The 21,614-nt window shown below is 66.0% G+C and carries 17 protein-coding genes; 10 read left to right on the top strand and 7 right to left on the bottom strand.

Features of this window, described 5'->3' with window-relative positions; genetic code table 11:
• The 4 genes from K1X74_15755 to K1X74_15740 form a co-directional block, all read right to left on the bottom strand.
• Positions 1–852 (bottom strand): ATP-binding cassette domain-containing protein (locus tag K1X74_15755; GenBank protein ID MBX7167787.1); only part of this gene is annotated, 852 nt, incomplete at its 3' end.
• The gene (gene devC, locus K1X74_15750; protein MBX7167786.1) at positions 849–2,009 is read right to left on the bottom strand and encodes an ABC transporter permease DevC; all 1,161 of its coding nucleotides are present in this window, start codon (positions 2,007–2,009) and stop codon (positions 849–851) included. The genes K1X74_15755 and devC (K1X74_15750), both read right to left, overlap by 4 nt.
• A 35-nt stretch (positions 2,010–2,044) precedes the next feature.
• Entirely contained in the window at positions 2,045–3,181 is a 1,137-nt protein-coding gene (gene devC / locus K1X74_15745) for an ABC transporter permease DevC (GenBank protein ID MBX7167785.1), read from the bottom strand.
• 11 nt (positions 3,182–3,192) lie between these two features.
• Positions 3,193–4,413, bottom strand: coding sequence for an efflux RND transporter periplasmic adaptor subunit (locus tag K1X74_15740; GenBank protein ID MBX7167784.1), 1,221 nt, complete (start codon positions 4,411–4,413; stop codon positions 3,193–3,195).
• A 209-nt stretch (positions 4,414–4,622) separates the two neighbouring features.
• Between K1X74_15740 and K1X74_15735 the strand changes: the two genes are divergently transcribed.
• The 3 genes from K1X74_15735 to K1X74_15725 are packed head-to-tail and all read left to right on the top strand — an operon-like array spanning position 4,623 to position 9,948.
• The gene (locus K1X74_15735; protein ID MBX7167783.1) at positions 4,623–7,025 is read left to right on the top strand and encodes a serine/threonine protein kinase; all 2,403 of its coding nucleotides are present in this window, start codon (positions 4,623–4,625) and stop codon (positions 7,023–7,025) included.
• Positions 7,026–7,071: 46 nt separating this feature from the next.
• Complete coding sequence (locus tag K1X74_15730; protein MBX7167782.1) at positions 7,072–8,874, top strand: adenylate/guanylate cyclase domain-containing protein; 1,803 nt, start codon at positions 7,072–7,074, stop codon at positions 8,872–8,874.
• Positions 8,875–8,904: 30 nt separating this feature from the next.
• A complete protein-coding gene (locus tag K1X74_15725) occupies positions 8,905–9,948 on the top strand; it encodes an extracellular solute-binding protein (protein ID MBX7167781.1) in 1,044 nt (347 codons plus the stop codon).
• Positions 9,949–9,960: 12 nt separating this feature from the next.
• Here the strand turns inward: K1X74_15725 and K1X74_15720 are convergent, their stop codons facing one another.
• Positions 9,961–10,647: a DUF1080 domain-containing protein gene (locus tag K1X74_15720; GenBank protein ID MBX7167780.1), complete on the bottom strand. Its 687-nt coding sequence runs from the start codon at positions 10,645–10,647 to the stop codon at positions 9,961–9,963.
• Between the two features lie 253 nt (positions 10,648–10,900).
• On the opposite strand from K1X74_15720, the gene K1X74_15715 reads away from it, so the two are divergent.
• The 5 genes from K1X74_15715 (at position 10,901) to K1X74_15695 (ending at position 16,452) form a co-directional block, all read left to right on the top strand.
• Positions 10,901–11,632 (top strand): ester cyclase, encoded by a 732-nt coding sequence (locus tag K1X74_15715; protein ID MBX7167779.1) that lies wholly within the window; start codon positions 10,901–10,903, stop codon positions 11,630–11,632.
• A gap of 110 nt (positions 11,633–11,742) precedes the next feature.
• The gene (locus tag K1X74_15710) at positions 11,743–13,641 is read left to right on the top strand and encodes an ABC-F family ATP-binding cassette domain-containing protein (protein ID MBX7167778.1); all 1,899 of its coding nucleotides are present in this window, start codon (positions 11,743–11,745) and stop codon (positions 13,639–13,641) included.
• Positions 13,642–13,654: 13 nt separating this feature from the next.
• Positions 13,655–14,548, top strand: coding sequence for an alpha/beta hydrolase (locus K1X74_15705; protein MBX7167777.1), 894 nt, complete (start codon positions 13,655–13,657; stop codon positions 14,546–14,548).
• A 36-nt stretch (positions 14,549–14,584) separates the two neighbouring features.
• Positions 14,585–15,652 carry an Ldh family oxidoreductase gene (locus tag K1X74_15700; protein MBX7167776.1) on the top strand — a complete coding sequence of 356 codons (1,068 nt, stop codon included), beginning with the start codon at positions 14,585–14,587 and terminating at the stop codon, positions 15,650–15,652.
• Complete coding sequence (locus K1X74_15695) at positions 15,649–16,452, top strand: enoyl-CoA hydratase/isomerase family protein (GenBank protein ID MBX7167775.1); 804 nt, start codon at positions 15,649–15,651, stop codon at positions 16,450–16,452. Before K1X74_15700 ends, K1X74_15695 begins: the two co-directional genes overlap by 4 nt.
• A gap of 168 nt (positions 16,453–16,620) precedes the next feature.
• Here K1X74_15695 and K1X74_15690 read toward each other — a convergent pair whose 3' ends face one another.
• Positions 16,621–18,048: a PQQ-binding-like beta-propeller repeat protein gene (locus tag K1X74_15690; GenBank protein ID MBX7167774.1), complete on the bottom strand. Its 1,428-nt coding sequence runs from the start codon at positions 18,046–18,048 to the stop codon at positions 16,621–16,623.
• 173 nt (positions 18,049–18,221) lie between these two features.
• Here K1X74_15690 and K1X74_15685 point away from each other — a divergent pair, with 173 nt between their 5' ends.
• Together K1X74_15685 and K1X74_15680 are read left to right on the top strand one after the other, a co-directional pair.
• Positions 18,222–19,265: an SMP-30/gluconolactonase/LRE family protein gene (locus tag K1X74_15685; protein ID MBX7167773.1), complete on the top strand. Its 1,044-nt coding sequence runs from the start codon at positions 18,222–18,224 to the stop codon at positions 19,263–19,265.
• An 89-nt stretch (positions 19,266–19,354) separates the two neighbouring features.
• Positions 19,355–20,836: a leucyl aminopeptidase gene (locus K1X74_15680; GenBank protein MBX7167772.1), complete on the top strand. Its 1,482-nt coding sequence runs from the start codon at positions 19,355–19,357 to the stop codon at positions 20,834–20,836.
• A gap of 48 nt (positions 20,837–20,884) precedes the next feature.
• Here the strand turns inward: K1X74_15680 and K1X74_15675 are convergent, their stop codons facing one another.
• Positions 20,885–21,604, bottom strand: a complete 720-nt coding sequence (locus tag K1X74_15675) for a hypothetical protein (GenBank protein ID MBX7167771.1) — start codon at positions 21,602–21,604, stop codon at positions 20,885–20,887.
• Between the last annotated feature and the right edge of the window lie 10 nt (positions 21,605–21,614).

Raw genomic sequence — 21,614 nt, 5'->3', positions numbered from 1 at the left:
GAGCCGCGTTTTGTCGGCCACTTCGGAGAGCGTCTTGGGCGTCAGCCCCTGAAAGACCCCGGCCTTTTGCAGGAACTCGCAAATGGCTGCCGACTCGCGCACGACCACGTCGGAGATGATCCGCCCATCGACCATGTTCACGATGCGATCGGCGACGTCGAGAATGCGATTGTCGTGCGTCACCATCAGGATCGTGGTGCCGTGCTCCGAGGCATAGCGTTTGAGCAAGTCGACGACGTCGCGGCCCGACTGCTTGTCGAGCGCCGCGGTCGGTTCGTCGGCCAGGATCAGCCGTGGCCGATTCGCCAGGGCCCGCGCGATCGCCACGCGCTGCCGCTGGCCGCCTGAAAGCTGGGCCGGCTTGTAGTGAATGCGGTGGCCCAGTCCGAGCGTGGTCAGCAGGTCGACCGCCCGTTGATCGGCCTCGGCGCGCGGCAGTTCGGTCAATTCCTGCGACATGCGCACGTTTTGCAACGCCGTCAGCGAGCCGAACAGGTTGTGCGCTTGAAAAATGAACCCAATCCCGCGCCGGGCGCGCACCAGCCCCTCGGCGTCGAGCCCGCACATTTCCTGTCCGACCACTTGCAGGCTGCCTTGCTGCACAGTGCGCAGGCCGCCGATCAGTGTGAGCAACGTCGTTTTGCCCGAGCCGGACGGCCCCGTCATGATCACGATCTCGCCCGCCCGCAACTGCAGCTCGTTGTCGAACAGGACCTGCTTGCGCAGTTCGCCCTGGCCGAAAAAGTGGTTCAGCGCGTGCACGACCACCGAAAAGTTGCCGTTGACAGGCGGCTGCGCAGGCAGCGGCGGTCCCGCTCCGCCCGCCGATCGTGCCAGGAACGAATCGGTCATCGAAACAGCTCCGCCGGGTCGGCCGCCATGAGTTTTCGCAACGCTAACATCCCCGAGGCCATGCACATCAGCATCGTCAGCGCGAGCACCGTCGCCATCCGCGGCGGAGTGAGTCGCATCAGCAGCCCGGTCCAGTCGCCCAGCCAGCCGAAGACGGCCAGGCTCACCAGGATGCCGGGAAGAAAGCCAAAGAGCGACAGCAGCACCGACTCTTCGAGCACGAGCTGCAAGAAGTACCGCGCGCGATAGCCCATCGCTTTGAGCGTGGCAAACTCGGCCATGTGGTCGGCGATGTCCGTATAGAGCACCTGGTAGCAGATGATCACGCCGACCAGGAACCCCATGGCCGTGCCCAGCCCGAAGACGAAGCCGATCGGCGTACTCTTGCGCCAGAACTCGCGCTCGCCGGCCACGATGGCGTCCTTCGACAGCGCTTCGACGTCGGCCGGCAAGATGTGCCGCAAGCGGGCCAGGACCTCGTCCGGGTCGGCGTCGGCGGCCACGCGCACCACCCCCAGGTCGACATCGTCCAGCGTTTCGCCGTCCGGATTGCGCAGCGGAAAGTAACGCTCGAAGTTGTCCTGGTTCGTGAGCAGGCTGCCGTCGGCCAGAAAGTCCGTGCCCAGCGTAAACTGCCCGACGATCTCCGCCCGCTGGCCCGATAGCTCGGAGACCGCCCCGGGGGCCAGGTTGCCGAACTCGCGCTTCGAACGCCGGTCGCTTGCTAGGGTGAACGGGCGTCGCAGGGCGTCGCGCACCTCCGGCTGCCAGTCGAGTTCGAGCAGCTCTTGATCCAGGTCGACGCCAATCACGCGAATCGCACGATCGATGCCATCGGCTGGGTTGCGCCACACCGACAGATTCTGTTCGAGATACAAGGGCAACGCGACCACCACGCCGGGAACCGCGGCGGCCTGCGCCAGCCGCCGGCGCGGAAAGCCTTTGCGCTGGGCCAGCGTATACCGGCTGCCGCTGCGCAGCACGATGTCGGCCCGCAGCTTGACGAGCAGCTCGACGTTGCTGTCGGACATAGCGTTCAAGAACCCGAGCTGCGTGGTCATCAGCAGCACGGCAAAACCGATGCCCACCGCGGCGATCAACAGTCGCCGCGGATCGTGCGTCAGGTTTTTCCAGGCCAGGGGAGTTCGCCGCAACATCGCCGCTCGATTTTCTATCCTGCGCTTCGCCGCGTTCAAAACAAGTCGGCCGGATCGGCCGCATGCACCTTGCGCAGCGCCGCCAGGCCCGAGACCCCACACATCACCACCGACATGATCAACACCGACACGGCCCGCGCCGGCGTCATGCCGATCGGAACGTTCGCCACGACGTTGGCCAGTGAGTACACGCCCCAGGCGATCAACATTCCGGGCACAAACCCGACGACGCCCAAGATGGCCGCCTGCTGGAGAATGATCCCGGACAGGTAACGCGGACCGTACCCCATCGCTTTGAGCGTGGCATACTCGGCCTTGTGGTTCGAGATGTCGCTCGACAGCACCTGGTACACGATTGCCACGCCGACCAGCACTGCGATTCCCGCGCCGAGGCCGAAGATCGTGCCGACCGAGGTCGTCGTGAGCCAGAAATGCCGCTCGCGCTCGTTAATCGCCTCGCGGGTATACACGAGCACGTCGTCGGGCAGCCGCGCACGTAGCCGCGCGGCGACGGCCTCGGGCGACGACCGCTCGTCGACCTGGATCAACCCCAAGTTGACCGTCTCGGCACGGCGATAGGGCAAGAGCCGCAGAAAACCCTCGGGCCCGACCATGATCGCGCCGTCGGCGGCAAAGCCAGTGCCCAGCGTGAATTGCCCGGCGATGGTCATGTGCTGGCCGCCCACCTCGGTTTCGACGCCGGCAGCTTGCGGACCGAATTCCTTGCGGCTGCGGCGATCGATGAGCACCTGGTCCGGCCGCGCGAGCGCTTCATAGGGCGGGCGTTCGTCGTACGCGAGCGCAAATGTTTCCGCGCCGTCGCGCGGCGCCAGTAGCAAGATCCAGCGGTCCTTGAGCGTCTCGGGATTGCGCCACACGCTGAAGCCCAGGTTCAACGGTTCGACGCGCTCGACTCCTTCGGTCGCCGCTGCCTGTTGCAGCCGCCGCCGGGGAAAGGTGCCCGCCGATCTCAGATCGATGTATTGGGTTGACACCAACAGCACGTCGAACTTCAGCCGGTCGTAAATCATCGTGGCCGTCGTCGTGACCGAGCCCAGAAATCCGAGCTGCATCAAGATCAATACGACGGCAAAGGCCACGCCGGCCAAGGCCACGGCGGTGCGGGCCTTGTCATGCACCAGGTTCAGCCAGGCCAGGGGCGTGCGGAGCAAAGCATCGCTCCTTAGCGTGGCGCCGCTGGGCGTGGCTCCCAGACAGAGATCTCGGCTTTCGCGCCTGGCGCCGGTTCGGCCACCAGAATCGCGACGTCCACTTGCAGATTTATCAACCGATCGGCCACCGCGGGACTATCCAGCGCCACGTGCACCTCGACGACGCGGGCATCGCTGCGGACTTGCGTGGGATCGAGCATCAACAGGCTGTTCTTCGCCACCGTGTGCCCGATCCACACGACGCGCCCGGTCAGCCGTTCGACGTCGCTGGGAAACGCCCGGCTGCGAATTTCGGCGCATTGCCCCACCTTGACCCAGCGAATTTCCGTCTCGTCCACTTCGGCGATGGCCACCATCTGCGAAGTGTCGGCCAGTTGCAGGATCGGTTGCTGCCCGAGCGTCTCGCCGGGATGCGTGAGAATCTTCAACACCCGGCCGGACACGGGGGCCTTGATCTGCGAAGCGGCCAGCTGGGCCTCGGCCAATGCGAGCGCCGCCTCGAGCGAGGGAATCGCTGCGGCCGCATCGACGCGGGCCAACGCGCTCTCGGCCGTCGCCACTTTCGAATCCGCCGCGCGGATCGCCAGCTCGACGCTGGCCCGAACCTTCGCATGTTGCGATTGTGCCGCGGCCAGCTCTTCGTTCGCCCTTTTTAGCATCATGCGCTGGTGTTCGATGGCCTGTTGCGAGACGACTTCCGGATCGCTTTTCTCCAGGCGCTCCAGATCGCGCACGGCCTGATCGCGGCTAGCCGTCAACGCGCGTAGCTGCGCCTCGCTGGCCTCGACGTCGGTCTTGCCCAACAGGGCCTGTTCGCGGGCCAGTTGCGCGTCCTGCTGGGCGCGCTTGGCATAATCGAGCTCCGTATCCAGCCTGCGCCGTGCATCATCCAATTGGACGGCCGCGGCCTGACGCTGGGCGTCGCGAACTGTGAAGCTGTCGAGCACGGCCAGCACGTGGCCGGCGCGGACCTCGTCTCCGGCTTGGACCTCGAGCTTGGCCACGCGGTCGCCGGTCGTTCCACCCACATTGACGATGCCGCCGCGCGGTTCGAGCCGGCCGAGCGCCTGAATCCGTTGCGGAACGGGCTGCTCCGCGGCGCGCGGAGCCTCGACCTGAGCCGGACGTCCCGAGCAGCCCGCGGCCAGGGCGCAAGCCCACAGCGCCGCGCAGCATCCAAGCCGCGCAGTCGCCGCACCCTCCCAAGTTTCTCGCCGTTGTGAAGCAGGCATCGCGCCCTACGATATCCCTGCAAGCCCACTGCGCCAACGCGAGTATCTTCTCGAATTGCGCCTGAGAACCTTGCGCCAAACGCTTGCACGGCAAGACGTTGCTGGTCGGTCTCGAGCCGGAGCGTGTATAGTGGCAGAGGACCGCCCGCGCGTTGCTCGCAAGCGCCGCCCGGCCCCGACTCCGTGATCTCGCAGCATTGCCTCTCGCGATGACCCTCGACCACACGCTCGAGCAAGACCGGGAAGACCGGGGCAGGTCGCAGAACCTGAGCCTGACCCGCGACCACCCGCCCACGACCGTCCCCGGCTACGAGCCGGAGCGGTTTTTGGGCGCCGGCGCCTTCGGCGAAGTCTGGACCGCGACCAACCGCAACACGGGCCGCCGGGTGGCGATCAAGTTTTATGCCCATCGCGGCGGTCTCGATTGGTCGCTGCTGTCGCGCGAGGTCGAGAAGCTGCGGTTCCTGTTTGCCGACCGCTATGCCGTACAGTTGCTCGACGTCGGCTGGGACGCCGATCCGCCCTACTACGTCATGGAATACATGGCGCAAGGCGCGCTCGAAGAGCGGACCAAGCAGGGCCCGTTGCCCGTGCATGAAGCCTTGCGGCTGTTTCGCGAGGTGGCCACAGGGCTGCTGCATGCCCACGGCAAGGGCATCCTGCATTGCGACCTGAAGCCGGCCAACGTGTTGCTGGACCACGACGGCAATCCGCGGCTAGCCGATTTCGGCCAATCGCGCCTGTCGCACGATCAGACACCCTCGCTGGGCACGCTGTTCTACATGGCACCCGAGCAGGCCGACCTGCGGGCGGTGCCTCATGCCCGCTGGGACGTCTACGCACTGGGAGCATTGCTCTACACGATGCTCGTCGGTCACGCGCCGTACCGAACGGCCGATGTGGAAACCGCTCTGAGTACGGCCGGCGAACTCGAGGAGCGATTGCAAACCTACCGGCGAATGCTCCAGCAATCGCCACCACCCCGCGAGCACCGCAAAGTGCCGGGCGTCGACCGCTCGTTGGCCGAGATTATCGAGCGTTGCCTGGCGGTCGATCCCGATAAGCGATTCGCCAACGTCCAGGCCGTACTCGACGCGCTCAATCTGCGCGGGATGCGCCGCGCCCAGCGGCCGCTGTTGGTGCTCGGCGCGGGGGTGCCTGTGCTGCTGCTGACGGTGATCTGGCTCTTCGCCTCGAACGCCATTCGCGCCGCCATCGACCAATCGCAGGCCGCGGTCATCGAAAAAGCGCTGCACAGCAACCGCTTTGCCGCCCAGTTCGTCGCCGAAACCGTGGCTCGGCAGATCGACCGCCGCTGGCAGATCATCGAGCAGCAAGCGGCGCAGGAGGATTTCACCGAGCTGTTGCGCGAGGCGCAAGACCAGCCCATCGAGGCGCCCGCGCGGCGCGCCCTGCAAGACGCGCTCACCCGCTTGGCCGTCCGGCATCCCGAGGTACGAGCCACGAGTTGGTTCGTCACCGACCGCAAAGGCATCCAGATTGCCCGTTACCCGGCCGACAAAGTGACGCTCGACCGCGACTTCTCCTATCGCGACTATTTTCACGGCCAAGGCCAGGACCTGCCGCCCGGCACTCCCAATCTGAAGCCGCTCGAGCGGACGTACCGTTCGAACGTATTTCGTAGCGTCGCGACTAACAACCGCATGGTGGCCTTTTCCACATGCGTCTGGAGCGGACCCAAGGAAACGCCCGATCGTCATGTACTGGGGGTGATCGCCATGACGATCGAGCTGGGACGCTTTGCCGAGCTGAGCCCGGAAGACACGGCCAACGAAGGCCAGGTCGCCGTGCTGGTCGACGCGCGCAAAGACGCCGCCGGCAGGCGCGGGGCGATTCTCGAACACCCCTATCTCGCCGCCTACCTGCGGGGCAACTTCGGCCCCACGCCCGAGCTCTATTTGACCGACGACGAAATTGCCCGGATCGAAGAGCTACGCCCTTTGAAACTCGCCTTGATTGCTGCCAATCAACGTGCCGACGAGGCCGTCAAGGCGCGCAGCTTCTCCAACCTGGCGGCGGCCGACACGCCGGAGGGCACGCTCACCGAATCGGTCGGCAAGTCGGGCCAAGAGGCCGAATCGAGCGCGAGCGACGCGCCGGCCAACACGATCGCCCCCGCGCCCGTCGGATTGCCGCAGCAGGTCTCGGTCGATCCGAAGCTGGTCGAGAAAGTGCGCCGCTTAGCGCTGCGGCCGACGTATTACGATTCCGTGGGGGGCACGTATCAGGGCGTTTGGCTGGCGGCTGTCGAGCCGGTGATCGTCGACGAGCGCGCGGAAGAGATGCGCGACACGGGCTGGGCCGTGATCGTGCAGGAACGCCAACAGGCCGCTACGCGCCCCATCGCCACGCTCGGGCCTCGATTGCGGCGGCTGGGCTTGACGGCATTGGGCGTCGTCGGGGTGCTGGTCACGCTGCTGTGGGGCTTTGCCATCATCCTGCTCGACGACGCGCCTCAATCGCGCTGGATCGGCAAGCTGCGGCGTACAATTGGTTTGGGCTCGCTCCGTACGGGCAGTGCCTCTACGCTAGGCAGCGGCAGTATGACGCCCGGCACCGGCGCAGACCCGTCGCCGGCGTCGCAGAGTTAATCCGTCAAGTAAGCATCGTCGTGCGATCCGTCGAGGGGAGTCTCAGGTGGCCGACCTGATCGCCGAGGGCAAAGACCCTCAGCATCGCTGGCGCCGGCCGTTGCCGGTCGGCCAGAAACTGCTGCTCGGCCGCAGCGCCGGCATCTGGGCCGTCCCTTGGGACGATCGTATCTCGCGCCGCCATGCCGAGATCATCTACCACGACGGCACGCTCTCGGTCGAACGGCTGGCCACGTCACGCAACCCCATCTATCTCCGCGGACAGGAGACCAACCGGTTCGAATTGCGGTCGGGCGAGCATTTCGTCATCGGACAGACCAAGTTCACGCTGACCGACGATCGGGCACAAGTTTCGCTCGACTTGCGCCAACCGTTGCGCGAGCAGTCGTTCAGCTCGCAATATCTGCAACACGTCCAGTTCCGCAACGCCGATCAGCGCATCGAGGTGCTCAGCCGCCTGCCCGACGTGATCTCCGGCGCCACCGACGATCACGAGCTGTACGTGCGGCTCGTGAATCTGATGCTCACCGGCGTCGCGCGGGCCAGCGCCGTGGCCCTGGTTAACGTCGAGGTTGCCGCCGATGGCACGCCCGCCGTGTCCGTCATGCATTGGGATCGCCGGGCCGCGACCGGGACGACTTTTCAGCCAAGCGAGCGGCTGATCTTGCGGGCCGTGCGGCGCGCGCAGAGCGTGCTGCACGTCTGGGGTCTCGGCGGCGGCAGCGGCGATGGCTCGGTCACGGCCCTGACGATGATGGAAAACTTCGACTGGGCGTTCTGCGTCCCGGTCAAGGAAATCGAAGGGCGTGGGCTGGGCATTTACGTCGCCGGGCAGTTTATCGACGAGGCGATCGGCTCGACCAACACGCCGCCGTCGGATGCCAACGACCTGCGCGATGACTTGAAGTTCGCCGAGCTGGTCGCGGCCATTCTGAGTTCGTTGCGGCAGGTCAAGCGGATGCAGCGGCAGCACGCGTCGCTCAGCCAGTTCTTCGCGCCGGCGGTGCTCGATGCGCTGGTCGGCGAAGACCCCGAAGTGGTGTTACGGCCGCGCGAAACCGACGTGACAGTGCTGTTTTGCGACTTGCGCGGTTTTTCGCTCCGGGCCGAGCAGTCGGAAGGCGACCTGTTGGGATTGCTCAATCGCGTCAGCTTGGCGCTGGGAGTGATGACGCATCACATCCTCGATCAAGGGGGCGTGGTCGGCGATTACCAGGGCGACGCAGCCATGGGGTTCTGGGGCTGGCCGCTCGCGCAGGCCGACGCCACCGAGCGCGCCTGCCGCGCCGCGTTGGCCATCCGCGCCGAATTCGAGGCCGCGGCCCGGCGGCCGGAAGATCCGTTGTCGAAGTTTCAGGTCGGAATCGGCATCGCCTCGGGCCGCGCCGTCGCCGGCAAGATCGGCACCCTGGAACAGGTCAAGGTGACCGTGTTCGGGCCCGTCGTGAACCTCGCGTCGCGCCTGGAAGGGATGACCAAGATCTTGCAGGTGCCGATCCTGATGGACGACATCACGAGCGATGTGCTGCGCGGGCAGGTATCTCGCGAGGTCGCGCGATGTCGGCGGCTCGCGGTCGTCAAGCCCTATGGACTCGATCGCTCGCTGACGGTTTGCGAGCTGCTGCCACCTGCCGACCAATACCCGCGGTTGTCCGACGAGCACATCACGGCCTACGAGGCCGCGCTCGATGCGTTGCTCGCCGGCCGCTGGGCCGAGTCGTACCAGTTGCTGCACCACGTGCCGCCGGACGACCGGGCCAAGGACTTCTTGATGGTCTACATCGCCCGGCACAATCGCGAGGTGCCGCCCGATTGGTCCGGCTTCATTCAACTGCAGAGCAAGTCCTGACGACGCGCGGTTGATTGGCGAGCCCTGCCTATGCAGATTTCACGTTGGTTGGTGCTGACGCTGTTACTCATCGGCCTGGGCTTGGCCGCGCGTTGGCTCCTGCTTGTCGCCCCGGCGGGCTCGGGCGAAGCGGTCGTGGTCTACTGCGCGCTCGACCGCGAGTTTTCGGCGCCGGTTTTCGACGAATTCACCCGCCAAACCGGCATCCCGGTCGCCGCGAAGTACGACGTCGAGTCGACCAAGACGGTGGGGCTCGTCCAGGCCCTGATCAGCGAGGCCGCGCGTCCGCGCTGCGACGTATTCTGGAACAACGAAATCCTGCACACGCTGCGCCTGCAAGAACACGGATTGCTCGACGTCTATCGGCCGCCGGGCGCCGAGCAATACCCGGCTGCGTTTCGCGACCCGACGGGGCGTTGGCATGGTTTTGCCGCACGGGCGCGCGTGCTCCTGGTTCGTCGCGAGCTGGTCCAGCGCGGCGCGGGGCCCAATTCGATCCTGGCTTTGACCGACGTTCGCTGGCGCGGCCGCGCCGCCATCGCCAAGCCGCTGTTCGGCACCACGGCGACGCACGCGGCCTGCCTGTTCGCCACCTGGGGACGTGATTCTGCCGAACGGTTCTTTCGCCGCCTGCGCGCCAACGGCCTGCAGATCCTGGCCGGCAACAAGCAGGTTGCCCAGGCCGTCGCCTCCGGGCAGGTCGATTTCGGCCTGACCGACACGGACGACGCGATCATCGAGGTCGAACAAGGCCAGCCGGTCGAAATCGTCTATCCCGACCAGGCCCCCGACCAATTGGGCACATTGTTCTTGCCAAACTCGGTGTGCCTGCTGCGCGGCGCCCCACATCGCGCGGCCGCACAACGGCTGATCGACTACGTGCTCAGCCCGGCCGTCGAAGCGCGGCTGGCCGCTGGAGCGAGCGCCCAGATTCCGTTGAATCCGCAAGTCGCGCCCAATCCGCGCGTGGCCTCGCCGCGCTCCGTCCGCGCAATGCAAATCGACTTTGCAGCCGCGGCCCAAGCCTGGGACCAGGCGGCCGGCTTTCTCCGGGCCGAATTCTCAGGCCCTTGACGCCAACTGTGGTTAATCGTGCAGTTCCAACAGCTTCACGTTCTTGTACCAGACCTTGTGGCCGTGGTCCTGAAAGCCGAGATAGCCGGAGCGCGGAAAGTCCTTGATGGCTTTCATGAACTTGTGCTTCGATCCGTCGGGCCGTTTGCCGGGTTCGGCAAAGTCGTCGCAGTCGATCATCGAGACCACGTCGCCGTTGACCGACGCCACGACCAGCGGTCCCTTGCACGTGACTTCGACTGTGTTCCAGTCGCCGTCCTTCCAATTCATGTGCCAGGGCTTGGCCAGATCGTAAATCGACCCGAAGTCGTGATAGCCCAGGTCGCGGCTCGCATAGACCTGCACTTCGAGGCCCGTATAGATCGGGTTCTTCAGGTTGCCGACGCGAAAAAAGATTCCCGAGTTGCACTCGCCGTCGCTCATCTTGACGTCGCACTTCAGGATGAAATCGCCGAAGGGCTTTTCGTAGGCGATGATGTAGCCCCCCGATTGAAAGGGCAGCAAGCAGCCGTCTTCGATCGGCGTCGCGATCGGTTTGCCGGTGTTGCACGACCAGCCGGTATGGTCGCGGCCATTGAACAAGAGCTGCCAGCCGGCGGCCTGTTCGGCCGCGGTCAGCTCGTTGTCGGCCGCGTGGAGCGACGGTACACACAGGGCCAGCGCCAGGGTTCCAATCAGCGAGAACCGAAAAATGCTCATCGTGCTGCTCGGGAAGGATGGTTCGGCGAAAGTTCGGGGATGACGATTGTGCCATATTCTGCTTACGGCGCGCGGCCGTCCATCCCCAGAAATGCAGCGCAGCCGAACGGCGTGCAATCGCCGTGGACCTGCCGGCTCAGGCGGATGGTCGCCGCGCGATCGCTCGGCTAAGATTCTGCCGGGACCCTGTCTTGCTTGTTGCGCGGCCGGGGGCAACAGCGGGCCGCGCAGTTCCTGGGGGGGTAGCGCCCGCATGGATCGTGTCGCCATCGTTCGCCGGTATCTCGACGCTTGGGCACAGCGCGATTGGGCGGCCATGTCGGCCCTGTTCGGCGAGCACGGCGCGTACCAGGACCCCTCGCTGCGCGACCCGATTGTCGGCGGACTCGCCGTGGCCCAGAACGCCAAGCTCACCTGTCGCGGCTTGCCCGACATTCGCTTCGACGTCGGCCTGCTCGAACCCTGCGGAGCCGATCGCGTGGTGCTGCACTATCGCATGTGCGGCACGAACACCGGCCCCTTGGGCGACTATCCGGCCACGGGACGCGCGCTCGACCTGCCCGGTGTGGCCTTGATCGAAACCGACGGCCAGCGGATTCGCGCCGTCCAAAATTATTACGACCGTCTCGGCTTCGGGAACCAGCTGGGCCATGCCGATTATCGCCGGCAACGCGCGAGTGCCGACTCCGAATCAGCACCACTGAGCGTGATCAACCCCTACCTCGTCGCGCCGGGGCGCGAGCAAGAGTTCATGGACCAGTGGGATCGCCGCATTCGCTGGCTCAAACAGCAGCCGGGGTTTCTCGATGCGCGCCTGCACCGCAGCGTCGGCGACGACGCCTGGTACCCGTTTGTCAGTATCACCGTGTGGGAAAGCCAGGAATCGCTCTCGGCCGCCGTGGCCCACCGGGAATTCCGCGAGCTGATCATCGCGGCGACTTTTCCCGGCCATCCCGGGGTCTACCGGATCGAGATCAAGCACTAGCTTGCCGGTCGACTGCCTTGAATACCCGCTTTGCGTTCTACTAGGCTAGCGGCACTGGTTGTTCGCCATCGTCTCGACCGCTACTTACGCCCTGTCCGCACGATTCGTCCATGATCCTGCTCGATGTTGCCGACGTGACGAAGCACTACGGCAGCCAAACGGTCCTGGCGGGCTGCACGTTCGAAATCCGGCCCGGCGAGCGGATCGGGCTGGTCGGCCCCAACGGTGCGGGCAAGACGACCCTGCTGTCAATCGTCGCAGGCCGCTTGGAACCAGATGCCGGCCGGGTCGAAGTGCACCGTACAGCCCGGCTCGGGCTGCTCGAACAGCATGCCACGTTCGACCAGCACCGTACCGTCTGGGAAGAAGCAGCCAGCGCCCTGGGCGTGTGGCACGACCGGCTGCGCGAGGCGGAACAGGCCGCAGCAGCCCTCGCGGCCACACCCGACGCGACCGAGCACAAGCGACTCGCCGAGCGCTACGATCGCTTGCACCACGAGCTGCAGCAGCACGGCGCCTACCACCTCGACCACAAGATCGAGCGTATCTTGAACGGCCTGGGACTGCAGTCCAGCACCTTTGAGCAGCAAGTGCCAACGCTCAGCGGCGGACAAAAGAACCGGCTGCTGCTGGCCAAGCTGCTGCTCGACGATCCCGAATTGATGCTGCTCGACGAGCCGTCGAATCACCTCGATCTCGAAGCCACGCGGTGGCTCGAAGATTTTCTCGCCAACAGCGACCGGACGTTGCTCGTGGTCAGCCACGATCGCTACTTCCTCGACCGAGTAACAAACCGCACCTTCGAGTTGTTCCAGGGGACCGTCGACGCATACCCCGGCAATTTTTCCGCCTACTGGCAGCTCAAGGAGGAGCGGCTGAAGGTGGCCCGGCGGACGTTTGAGAAGCAGCAGGAATACATCGCCAAGACCGAAGATTTCATCCGCCGCAATCACTATGGCCAGAAGCACGCGCAGGCCGAAGACCGCAAGAAAAAGCTCGAGCGCGTCGAACGGGTCGACCCACCGCGCGAAATCGCCGCGCCAGTGATGAACTTTCCTCCCGCGGCCCGCTGCGGTGACATCGTGATTCGTGCCGAACATCTCAGCAAGGCATTCAGCCGCCCGTTGTTTAACGACGTGTCGTTCGACATCCTCCGCAGCCAGCGTTGGGGTATTCTCGGACCGAACGGCTCGGGCAAGACGACGCTACTGCGCTGCCTGCTGGGCACCGAGCCCTGCGACGCGGGGCGTGCGATCCTCGGCACCGGCGTGGCGATCGGCTACTACGATCAATTGCTCTCGACGCTCGATCCGAACACCGAGGTGGTCGAGGCCGTGCGGCCGCCGCGCAAGGAATTCAACTTACAGCAACGCCGCGACATTCTGGCCCGATTCGGCCTGGTCGGCGACGCCGTCTTCAAACGAGTGAGCAGCCTCAGCGGTGGTGAGCGCAGCCGCGCGGCGCTGGCCCGCCTGGCCGCCAGCGACGTTAACCTGCTGGTCCTCGATGAGCCGACCAACCATCTCGACCTTTGGGCCTGCGATGCGCTGGAGCGTTCGTTGCTCAGCTTCGACGGCACCGTGCTGTTCGTCAGCCACGACCGCTACTTTCTCAACCGGGTGGCCGACCATATCCTGGCGGTCGAAGGGGGACGCGTCCGGGTGATCGAAGGCAACTACGACACCTATCTGCACCTCAGCCAGTTGGCGGCCCACGCGAGCGACGACGAGCCGCGGCGAGCCGCCCCGGCCAAACCCAAGACCGAAACGCGGGCGGCCAGGCCACCTGGCAAAAAGCGGCAGTTTCCTTATCGCAAGGTGGCCGAGATTGAGGCCGAGATTGCCCAGCGCGAAGGCCGTATCCAGGCCATTCACGATGCGCTGGCCGATCCCGACACGCTGCGCCAGGGAGCCAAGGTGCGGGAACTGAATGCCGAACTTCTCGAACAGCAAGCGGCCCTGCCGCTGCTCTACGCCCACTGGGAAGAGGCCGTCGAGCTGAACTCGTAGCCGGTACCTGCCCGTGCCAAGTCCGCAATTCAATTTCGTGCTGCAGTTCGTTCGCGCCCGGCCGGCCGACTATCACCAAGCGCCGATCGAACGGCTACGTCGCGATTTCGTCCGCAGCTCTTCACTGGCCTCTCCGCCGGAAGACCTGCGCCTCGACCACGGCACTCTCGGCCCAGTGCCGGTCGGCTGGTTTCACCTGCCCGAGTCGCGGGCCGACCGCGTGTTGTTCTATCTGCACGGCGGCGGGTTCGTCTTGGGCTCTCCGATCACTCATCGCGAATTGATCAGCCAATTGGCCCGGGCCTCGGCCACGACGGCCGTGGCGGTCGACTACCGCCTGGCGCCCGAACATCCGTTCCCTGCGGCGCACGACGACGCCCTGGCCGCCTATCGCGGTCTGCTCGCCGAGGGCATTCAGGGCCGGCAGATCGTCGTCGGCGGAGACAGCGCCGGAGGTGCCTTGGCCCTGCGGCTCGTCCAGCGGCTGCGCGACGAAGACGTCGCGCTTCCCGCGGCCTGCGTGCTGATCTCCCCCTGGACCGATTTGACGCAGTCGGCCGAGTCCTACACGTCGGTCGGCGATCGAGATCCCATGCTGTCGCGCGCAGCGCTGCAGCGGATGGCCGATCTGTACCTCGCCGGCCATCCGGCCGACGATCCGGCGGCATCGCCGCTGTTGGGCGACTTGTCCGGCCTGCCGCCGCTGTTGATCCACGTGGGGTCCGCAGAAATCTTGCTCGACGACTCGACTCGACTCGCCGAACGGGCTCGGGCGGCAGGTACCGAGGTCACGCTGGAAATCTTTCCCGAGATGATCCACGTCTGGCACTTTTTCGCCTCGGTGTTGCCCGAGGCCCAAGCCGCCGTGGCTGCCGTCGGGCGTTTCATCCAGGCGCACATTGGCTGACGCGCGCCGCTCCAATCCAACCTTGCTGGCGACCCCATGCCGCAGATTCAAGTTACGCCTCTCCGTGTTTTCGCAGCCGAGCTGCTGGCCGCCCTGGGACTCGGTCCTGACGAAGCCGGCCTCGTCGCCGAACATCTTGTCGATGCCAATCTCTGCGGGCACGATTCGCATGGCGTCATCCGCCTGCGTGGATACGCCCAACAGGTTGCCATCGGCGAGCTGGTGCCCGGTGCCGATTTGCAAGTCCTCACCGCCACGCCGGCCGTCCTGCACGTCGACGGGCAACTCGGCTTCGGGCCGGTGCAGATGCAGCGGCTCAACGAACGGCTCGCGGCCATGGCGCGCCAAGCCGGGGTCAGCAGCGGATCGCTGCGGCGCTGCGGTCACATCGGCCGATTGGGATACTATTGCGACTGGTTCGCACGGCATGGTCTCGTCTCGCTCATCGCGGTCAACGACAATGGCGTGTGCCGCAACGTCGCGCCGCCCGGTGGCCTGAGGCCGCGCATCAGCACGAACCCACTGGCGTTTGGCATTCCGGGCGTCGCGCGCACGGTGGTCTTTGACAGCTCCACGAGCGTCGTGGCCCACGGCAAGATCCTCGTCCGGCGCGACGAGGGGCAGCGCTGTCCGGAGGGCTGGATTCAAGACGCGCAGGGCCATCCGGCGACCGATCCACACGTGCTGCTTGCCGACCCGCCAGGTACGCTGCTTCCCCTGGGCGGGGTCGCCGCGTACAAAGGTTTCGGTCTGGGGCTGATGGTCGATCTGCTGGCGGCCGGAATGTCGGGCGGGTTTTGTCCGCCCGCCCCCGCCGGAGAGGTCGACTGCAACAACGTGCTCGTCACGGTCTGGGACCCGGCGCGCTGGGGGATGTTGGAACATCTGGCCGCCGAGAGCGAGCGCCTGGCCTCCTGGATCAACGAGCCCCCGTTGCGCCTTGGGGTCGAGCACGTCGACCTACCCGGCGAGCGCAGCGCGGCGATCAGGCAGCAGCGTTTGGAGTACGGCATCCCGCTGGCGGACAAGACCTGGCAGGGCCTGCTCGAGCTAGCTGCCCAGCACGGCATCGAACCACCCCTTCTCGCAAAGGAATCCTCGTGAGCGGTACGCACGTCACGACCCGGGTCGAAAAACAGATTCTCTACGTGGCGTTGAGCCGTGCGGAAAAGCGCAACGCCCTGACCGCCGACATGACTCGAGACCTGGCCGCCGCCGTACGCCAGGCCGACGCGCGCAGCGACGTGCGCGCCGTGATCGTCCATGCCGAGGGTCCGATCTTTTCGGCCGGCATCGACGTGCTGAGCCTCGGCCAGATGCGCGGTGAAGCGGGCGACGTGAACCCCGCGCGGTGGCTGCGACGCCTGGCCGCCGACTTGCAGCATGCCTTGAACGACATCGAGGCCACCGAAGTGCCCGTGATCGGCGCGCTCAATGGCCAGGTGATCGGCATGGGGCTCGAACTGGCCCTGTGTTTCGATCTCCGCGTGGCCGCGGACGATTGCCGCTTGAGCATTCCCGAGTCGCGTATGGGCCTCGTGGCCGACGTCGGCGGCACGACGCGCCTGTCGCGCCTGGTGGGCCCTGGACGCGCCAAGGATATGCTCCTGACGGCCCGCGCCATCGACGCCCAAGAGGCGCTCAGTTGGGGCCTGGTCAACCGCGTCGTGCCCGCTCCACAATTGCTGGCGGCCGCCACGGAGCTTGCCGAGCAGATCATGAAGAACGCCCCGTTGGCCGTCGGCCTGGCCAAGACGATCGTCGATCAAGGCTCCGGTCTCGATCGGCTTTCGCAAATGGCCCTGGAGCGCATGGCCCAAAGCCAGCTCATCACCAGCGAAGACCTGGCCGAGGCCATTGCGGCCTTTTTCGAAAAACGACCGGCCAACTTTCGCGGCAAATGATGCGGCGAGCCGCGGCGGCCGTCGAAGCAGCATCGGCGCACAGAACCTTGCGGCGGATTCGCCGGTTCGACGTCGGCTTGTTTCAGCCGGGCGACGGCGCCCCCGCTCGCGACTCGACTCGCGCCGATCGAAGCGGTTGGGAACCGGCGCTACGCCCGGCGCGACGAGCTATTCGGGTCGCGCAAAGCAGTACAGGTGCCCCGCGGTGCGCACGTACAACCGGCCGTCGGCGATCGCCGGCGTAGCCATGATCGACTCGCCCAGCTGCGCGGTACTGAGCTCGCGCCATTTGGGCACGGCCGCCAGCACGGTCGCCTCGCCGCGCTCGCTGAACAGGTACACCTTGCCGTCGCCCGAAACCGGCGAGGCATAATAGTTTGCCGTGCCCGAGACCCGGCCTTGCTTGGCCGGCTTGCCCGTGGCCGCGTCGAGACACGAGACGATGCCGCCGTTCTTGACCATGAAAAGATATCCGTCGACCAGCACGGGCGACGGCACATAAGGCAACATCCGGTCGTAGCGCCAGGTGACGTGCGTGTCGGTGATATCGCCGTGACCGCCGGGACGCACGGCCACCATGACGTTCTTGGCCTCGTCGAACACGCGCCGCATGCTCTCGTATTCGACCTGCGTAATCTGGCCGCTCTTGTCGCGGTCGATCTGATCGAAACGCTGCTTGAGCGGACCATCCGGCACCTCGTCGAGTTCCAACGCTTGATTGCCGTTGCGATCGGCGTCGGCGATCGTTGCTTCGAACGGCTCGACGTGAATCCGATCTTCCTGATCGGCACCCGGCGACCAGGTCGGGATGAAAAGCGTGCCGTCTGGGCCAACCGAGGGCGACATGTTCACGATCCGTGCCACGCCCGTGATCGTCCACGCCTCGGCACCCGTTTCGAGGTCGTACGCCACGATCCGCAACGTGCCCGGCACGACGATCTGCGTGTGCCCGTCGTTGTTCCAGAGGACGGGGGTGGCATAACCGCGCGGAAATTCGTCGCGACCGACGCGCCACAACATCTGGCCGGTCCGCTTGTCGAGGGCCATCAGGAACGAGTCGGTGTCGTGATCCTGGCACAGGATAAGCCGCTCGCCCACCAGCAGCGGCGAGCTGCCGGCCCCGAAATCGTTCTTGAAGGGCCCCATGGGCAACTTCCACAGCAGCTTCCCTCCGAGGTCGTAGACGAACAGTCCGCACGACCCGAAGAACGATGCCACGACGTCGCCATCGGCCGTCGGCGTCGACTGGGCATGGCTGCCAATCGTGTGGACCTTCTCCAGGCCCTGGTGCGGCGCTTCGGCCTCCCACAGCATCCGGCCCGTGGCGCGATCCAGGGCCACCGTAAACAATCGCTCGTCGCGCTCGGTGGTCAGAAAGATCTGCTGGCCCGAAACGATCGGCGACGAGATGCCCGGCGGCAGTTCGATTTTCCAGGCGACGTTTTTCTCGGGCCCGACCTCGTCCGGCAGCGGCGCCGAACTCGTACTGCGTGCACAGCCGTTGAGGCCACGGAACTGCGGCCAATCTTCGCCTCGGCCGGCGCCGATCGGCCACCCCAGCAGCACCACGGCCAGCGCCAGGACAATACGTCTCATCGCTCGATGATCTCCTCGATTTGCGGTGCCGACCGTTGTACTCGATAGCGCGGTCGATCGACACCGGGCACGGCGACCACGGGCCCGAACTTCAAAAATTGGCAATCGGCCTGCGTGCCTTTACGATATCGCCACGCTGCCACGATCGACGCGTCTCGGGAAGGAGCATGTGCATGTCGCGAGTTTTCATCGTCATGGCCCTGGGCGCCGCCCTGAGCGGCTCGGCCATTGCCGCGGCGCAGGCCGACTGGCCGGCCGGATTCACCCCCGAGGCCCAGGACGAATTTGTGCCCCCTGGCACCAAGTTCGAACTGCTCTGGGGAGAAGGCGAGTTTACCGAGGGCCCCACGCTGGCGATGGGCAACTCGATCATGTTCTCCGACATCGGCGACACGATTTACATCTATCATCCCCAGACGAACCGGGTGGACGCCTACTTTCACCCCAGCGGCCGGGCCAACGGACTCGCTTTCAGCCCGGACGGCTGCCTCGTCGCCTGCGAAGGCGCGAACACGGGCGGAAACCGCTGTATCTCGAAGACCGGGCCCGTGACGACGCCTGCTTTCCAGGTCAAGCGCACGCTCGCCGATCAGTTCGACGGTAAACGGTTCAACAGCCCAAACGATCTGGCGATCGACCAACAAGGCCGCGTTTACTTCACCGATCCGCGTTATGTCGGCAGCGAACCGCGCGCGCTGGATTTCGAGGGCGTGTTCCTCGTGGCGCCCGATGGCAGCGTGAAGGTGGCCACGCGCGACGTTGAAAAGCCCAACGGCATTCTCGTCGCGCCCGACGGCAAGACGGTCTATATCGCCGACAACAACAGCGCCGCGGGCGGCAAGAAGCAACTGACGGCGTTCGCCGTCGGTGCCGATGGCACGCTCGCCGACAAGCGCGTGCTCCACACGTTTCAGCCGCAGCAGCGCGGCATCGACGGCATGGCCATCGACCGCGCAGGCAACATTTATGCGACGGCGGGGCAGGGGAGCGATTCGGGCATCTACGTCTTCAGCCCCGACGGGCGGCCGTTGGCCTTTGCCGCGGTGCCCGGCACTCCGACCAATTGCGACTTTGGCGGCGGCGACGAGTCGGCCACGCTGTACGTCACTGCGTCGGTTCCCGGTACGAGGCATCCCGCGACGGGCAACGAGAAATACGGGCTGTACCGCGCGCGGCTCAAGCACCCGGGGTATCACGTCTACGAACCCCAACCGTAGCGCAGCCCGTGCCGCCGGCCCCGACAAGATCGAAATCTGCTGCCGCTGTCACCTGTCCTTCGCGCCGATCTCCGTGAGATTGCCCAACGATGCCGCCTGTTCGCCCCGCTGTTGAGATCACCTCAGAATCCCCGACCACGCTTGAGGCCGACTGCGTCGTCGTCGGCCTGTTCGACGACAAGCAATTCGACCGCCCCGCCGCGGCCATGAACGCCGCCACGGGCGGCGCGCTTGCTCGGCTGATCGAAGGCGGCGATCTCTCCGGCAAGCCGTTGGAGTTGGTCCCGTTGCTGGCGCCCACGGGGATCCGCGCGGCACAAGTGCTGGTCGTCGGCCTCGGACCCCGCGAAAACTTCGACCGGGGTACGGCGTTTCGGGCAGCGGCTGCTGCCATCCGGCAGCTCGCCGCTCGTGCACGACAAACCGTTGGCGTGTATCTGGCCGATCTCGCGCCGCCGGACCTGGCCGAAAGCGCCGTGGCCGGAGCACTCGCGGGGGCTCAGGGCCAGGACCTGTACCGGCGAGAGAAGAAGACCTTTGCACCGGCCAGGCTGCTGTTCGCCGCCAACGCCGAGCGCGGGCTGCAAGGCGGCCAGGTGCTCGGCGACGCCATGAATCTCTGCCGCAGGCTGGTCAATGAGCCGCCGCAGGAGCTGTACCCCGAGGTGTTTGCCGACCGTGCCTCCGCGGTCGCGCAGGAATGCGGCCTGACGATCGAAACCTGGGACCAGGCGCGTCTCGAAGCCGAGCGGTGCGGCGCGCTTTTGGCCGTGGCCCGCGGCTCCGAACGCCCGCCGCGCTTGGTCATGCTGCGTTATCGCGGTGCGGGCAACGACGCGCGCCCGCTGGCACTCGTCGGCAAGGGCGTCACGTTCGACTCGGGCGGTTTGTCGCTCAAGCCCAGCGAGTCGATGCTGACCATGAAGATGGACATGGCCGGCGCCGCCACGGTGCTCGCCGCCGTGCAGGCCATTGCGCGGCTCAAACTGCCGGTCAACGTCGTCGGACTGATGGGCCTGGTCGAAAACATGCCGGGCGGCCGGGCCATGAAGCTGGGCGACGTGCTTTGGGCCCGCAACGGCCGGTCGATCGAGGTGCACAACACCGACGCCGAGGGCCGCCTGGTGTTGGCCGATGTCCTGTCGGTGGCCGTCGAGCAGCGGGCAGGGCACATCGTCGACCTGGCCACGTTGACCGGGGCGTGCGTCGTGGCGCTCGGACCGCACGTCGCTGGCGCGATGAGCAACGATCAACCTTGGTGCGACCGCGTGCTGGCGGCGGCCCGGCGCTGTGGCGAGCCGGCCTGGCAATTGCCCATGTTTGCCGAGTACGGCGAGGACATCAAAAGCGATGTGGCCGACATCAAGAACGTGGGCAAAGGACGTTGGGGCGGCGCGATCGCTGCCGCGAAATTCCTCGAGGAATTCGTCGCCGGAACGCCCTGGACGCACCTCGATATCGCCGGCCCGGCGTTTCTCGAATCGCCCAAGCCCTGGCTCGACGCCGGCGGCACCGGCTGCTTCGTCCGTACCCTGGTCGAATTGGCGCGAAACTATCAGCCGGTCAGCTAGACCGGACCACGACATCGGCGAAAGCCGCGTAAGCAGCCGACCAAGCGGCTATTTGTTGTCCACCTGTTTCTGCTCGCGCCGCTGCTTGTACTCGGCGATCACGGCCTCTGGGTCGGCCTCGAACAATTCCTTGCAGCCGCCGCAGCAGACGTAATAGGTCTGCCCATTGTGCTCGACGGCAATCGTGCCCAGTCCGCCGGTGACGATGCACTCGCGGTAGGTCACACCCTTGCCGAAGTTGCTGCCTTGACGGGTGTAGCCGATCTCGGCCAGTCGCGTGAGCTGCTGCTTGTTGCGCTGCTCGAGCAACACCAGCAGGCGATCACCATCGGCCACGGTCCGCAGAGTCAATTGTGCCGCCAGCGCACCCTCGTCGGCCGCCGAAAACACGATCTGCCCCGCGGGCGACTTGCTACCCGTAAACGCATCGATCGCATCGCTCTCGGCCCGCGTCGCCGACAATCGCCAGGTGTTGGGCTCGTCGCTCGGGGTGATTCTGAGCAGGCGATAGTGCTTGGCGCCCTCGATCGAGAAGACCAGCGCCGCGGCACCGTCGCGAAACTCCCAGGCGCAGGCGCCGCGCTCGGTCCAGGCGTCGCGGGTCGAACCGCGTTTGGGTTGGCCGACACCCCGCCAGGAGCCCACCAGCACTTGAAACTCGCCCAACGACTCGCGGTCGTTCGCAGGGTGATCGTCGGCCGCCAAAGCCGCCGCGATCAAACCCCCGATGGACAGCCAGCAAATGGCCCCGGCCAGGGGCCAGGCCAAACCACTCACT

Source organism: Pirellulales bacterium, assembly GCA_019694435.1.
Lineage (GTDB): Bacteria > Planctomycetota > Planctomycetia > Pirellulales > JAEUIK01 > JAIBBZ01.
Note: the sequence above shows the minus strand (reverse complement) of the source record. Positions and strands in the feature narration are given on the sequence as shown.

Bases quoted from the DNA above. Each gene is read 5' to 3' on its own strand.
- devC (MBX7167786.1), bottom strand. From the start codon at position 2,009: ATGTTGCGGCGAACTCCCCTGGCCTGGAAAAACCTGACGCACGATCCG.
- K1X74_15740 (MBX7167784.1), bottom strand. From the start codon at position 4,413: ATGCCTGCTTCACAACGGCGAGAAACTTGGGAGGGTGCGGCGACTGCG.
- K1X74_15735 (MBX7167783.1), top strand. From the start codon at position 4,623: ATGACCCTCGACCACACGCTCGAGCAAGACCGGGAAGACCGGGGCAGG.
- K1X74_15725 (MBX7167781.1), top strand. From the start codon at position 8,905: ATGCAGATTTCACGTTGGTTGGTGCTGACGCTGTTACTCATCGGCCTG.
- K1X74_15720 (MBX7167780.1), bottom strand. From the start codon at position 10,647: ATGAGCATTTTTCGGTTCTCGCTGATTGGAACCCTGGCGCTGGCCCTG.
- K1X74_15715 (MBX7167779.1), top strand. From the start codon at position 10,901: ATGGATCGTGTCGCCATCGTTCGCCGGTATCTCGACGCTTGGGCACAG.
- K1X74_15710 (MBX7167778.1), top strand. From the start codon at position 11,743: ATGATCCTGCTCGATGTTGCCGACGTGACGAAGCACTACGGCAGCCAA.
- K1X74_15700 (MBX7167776.1), top strand. From the start codon at position 14,585: ATGCCGCAGATTCAAGTTACGCCTCTCCGTGTTTTCGCAGCCGAGCTG.
- K1X74_15690 (MBX7167774.1), bottom strand. From the start codon at position 18,048: ATGAGACGTATTGTCCTGGCGCTGGCCGTGGTGCTGCTGGGGTGGCCG.
- K1X74_15685 (MBX7167773.1), top strand. From the start codon at position 18,222: ATGTCGCGAGTTTTCATCGTCATGGCCCTGGGCGCCGCCCTGAGCGGC.
- K1X74_15680 (MBX7167772.1), top strand. From the start codon at position 19,355: ATGCCGCCTGTTCGCCCCGCTGTTGAGATCACCTCAGAATCCCCGACC.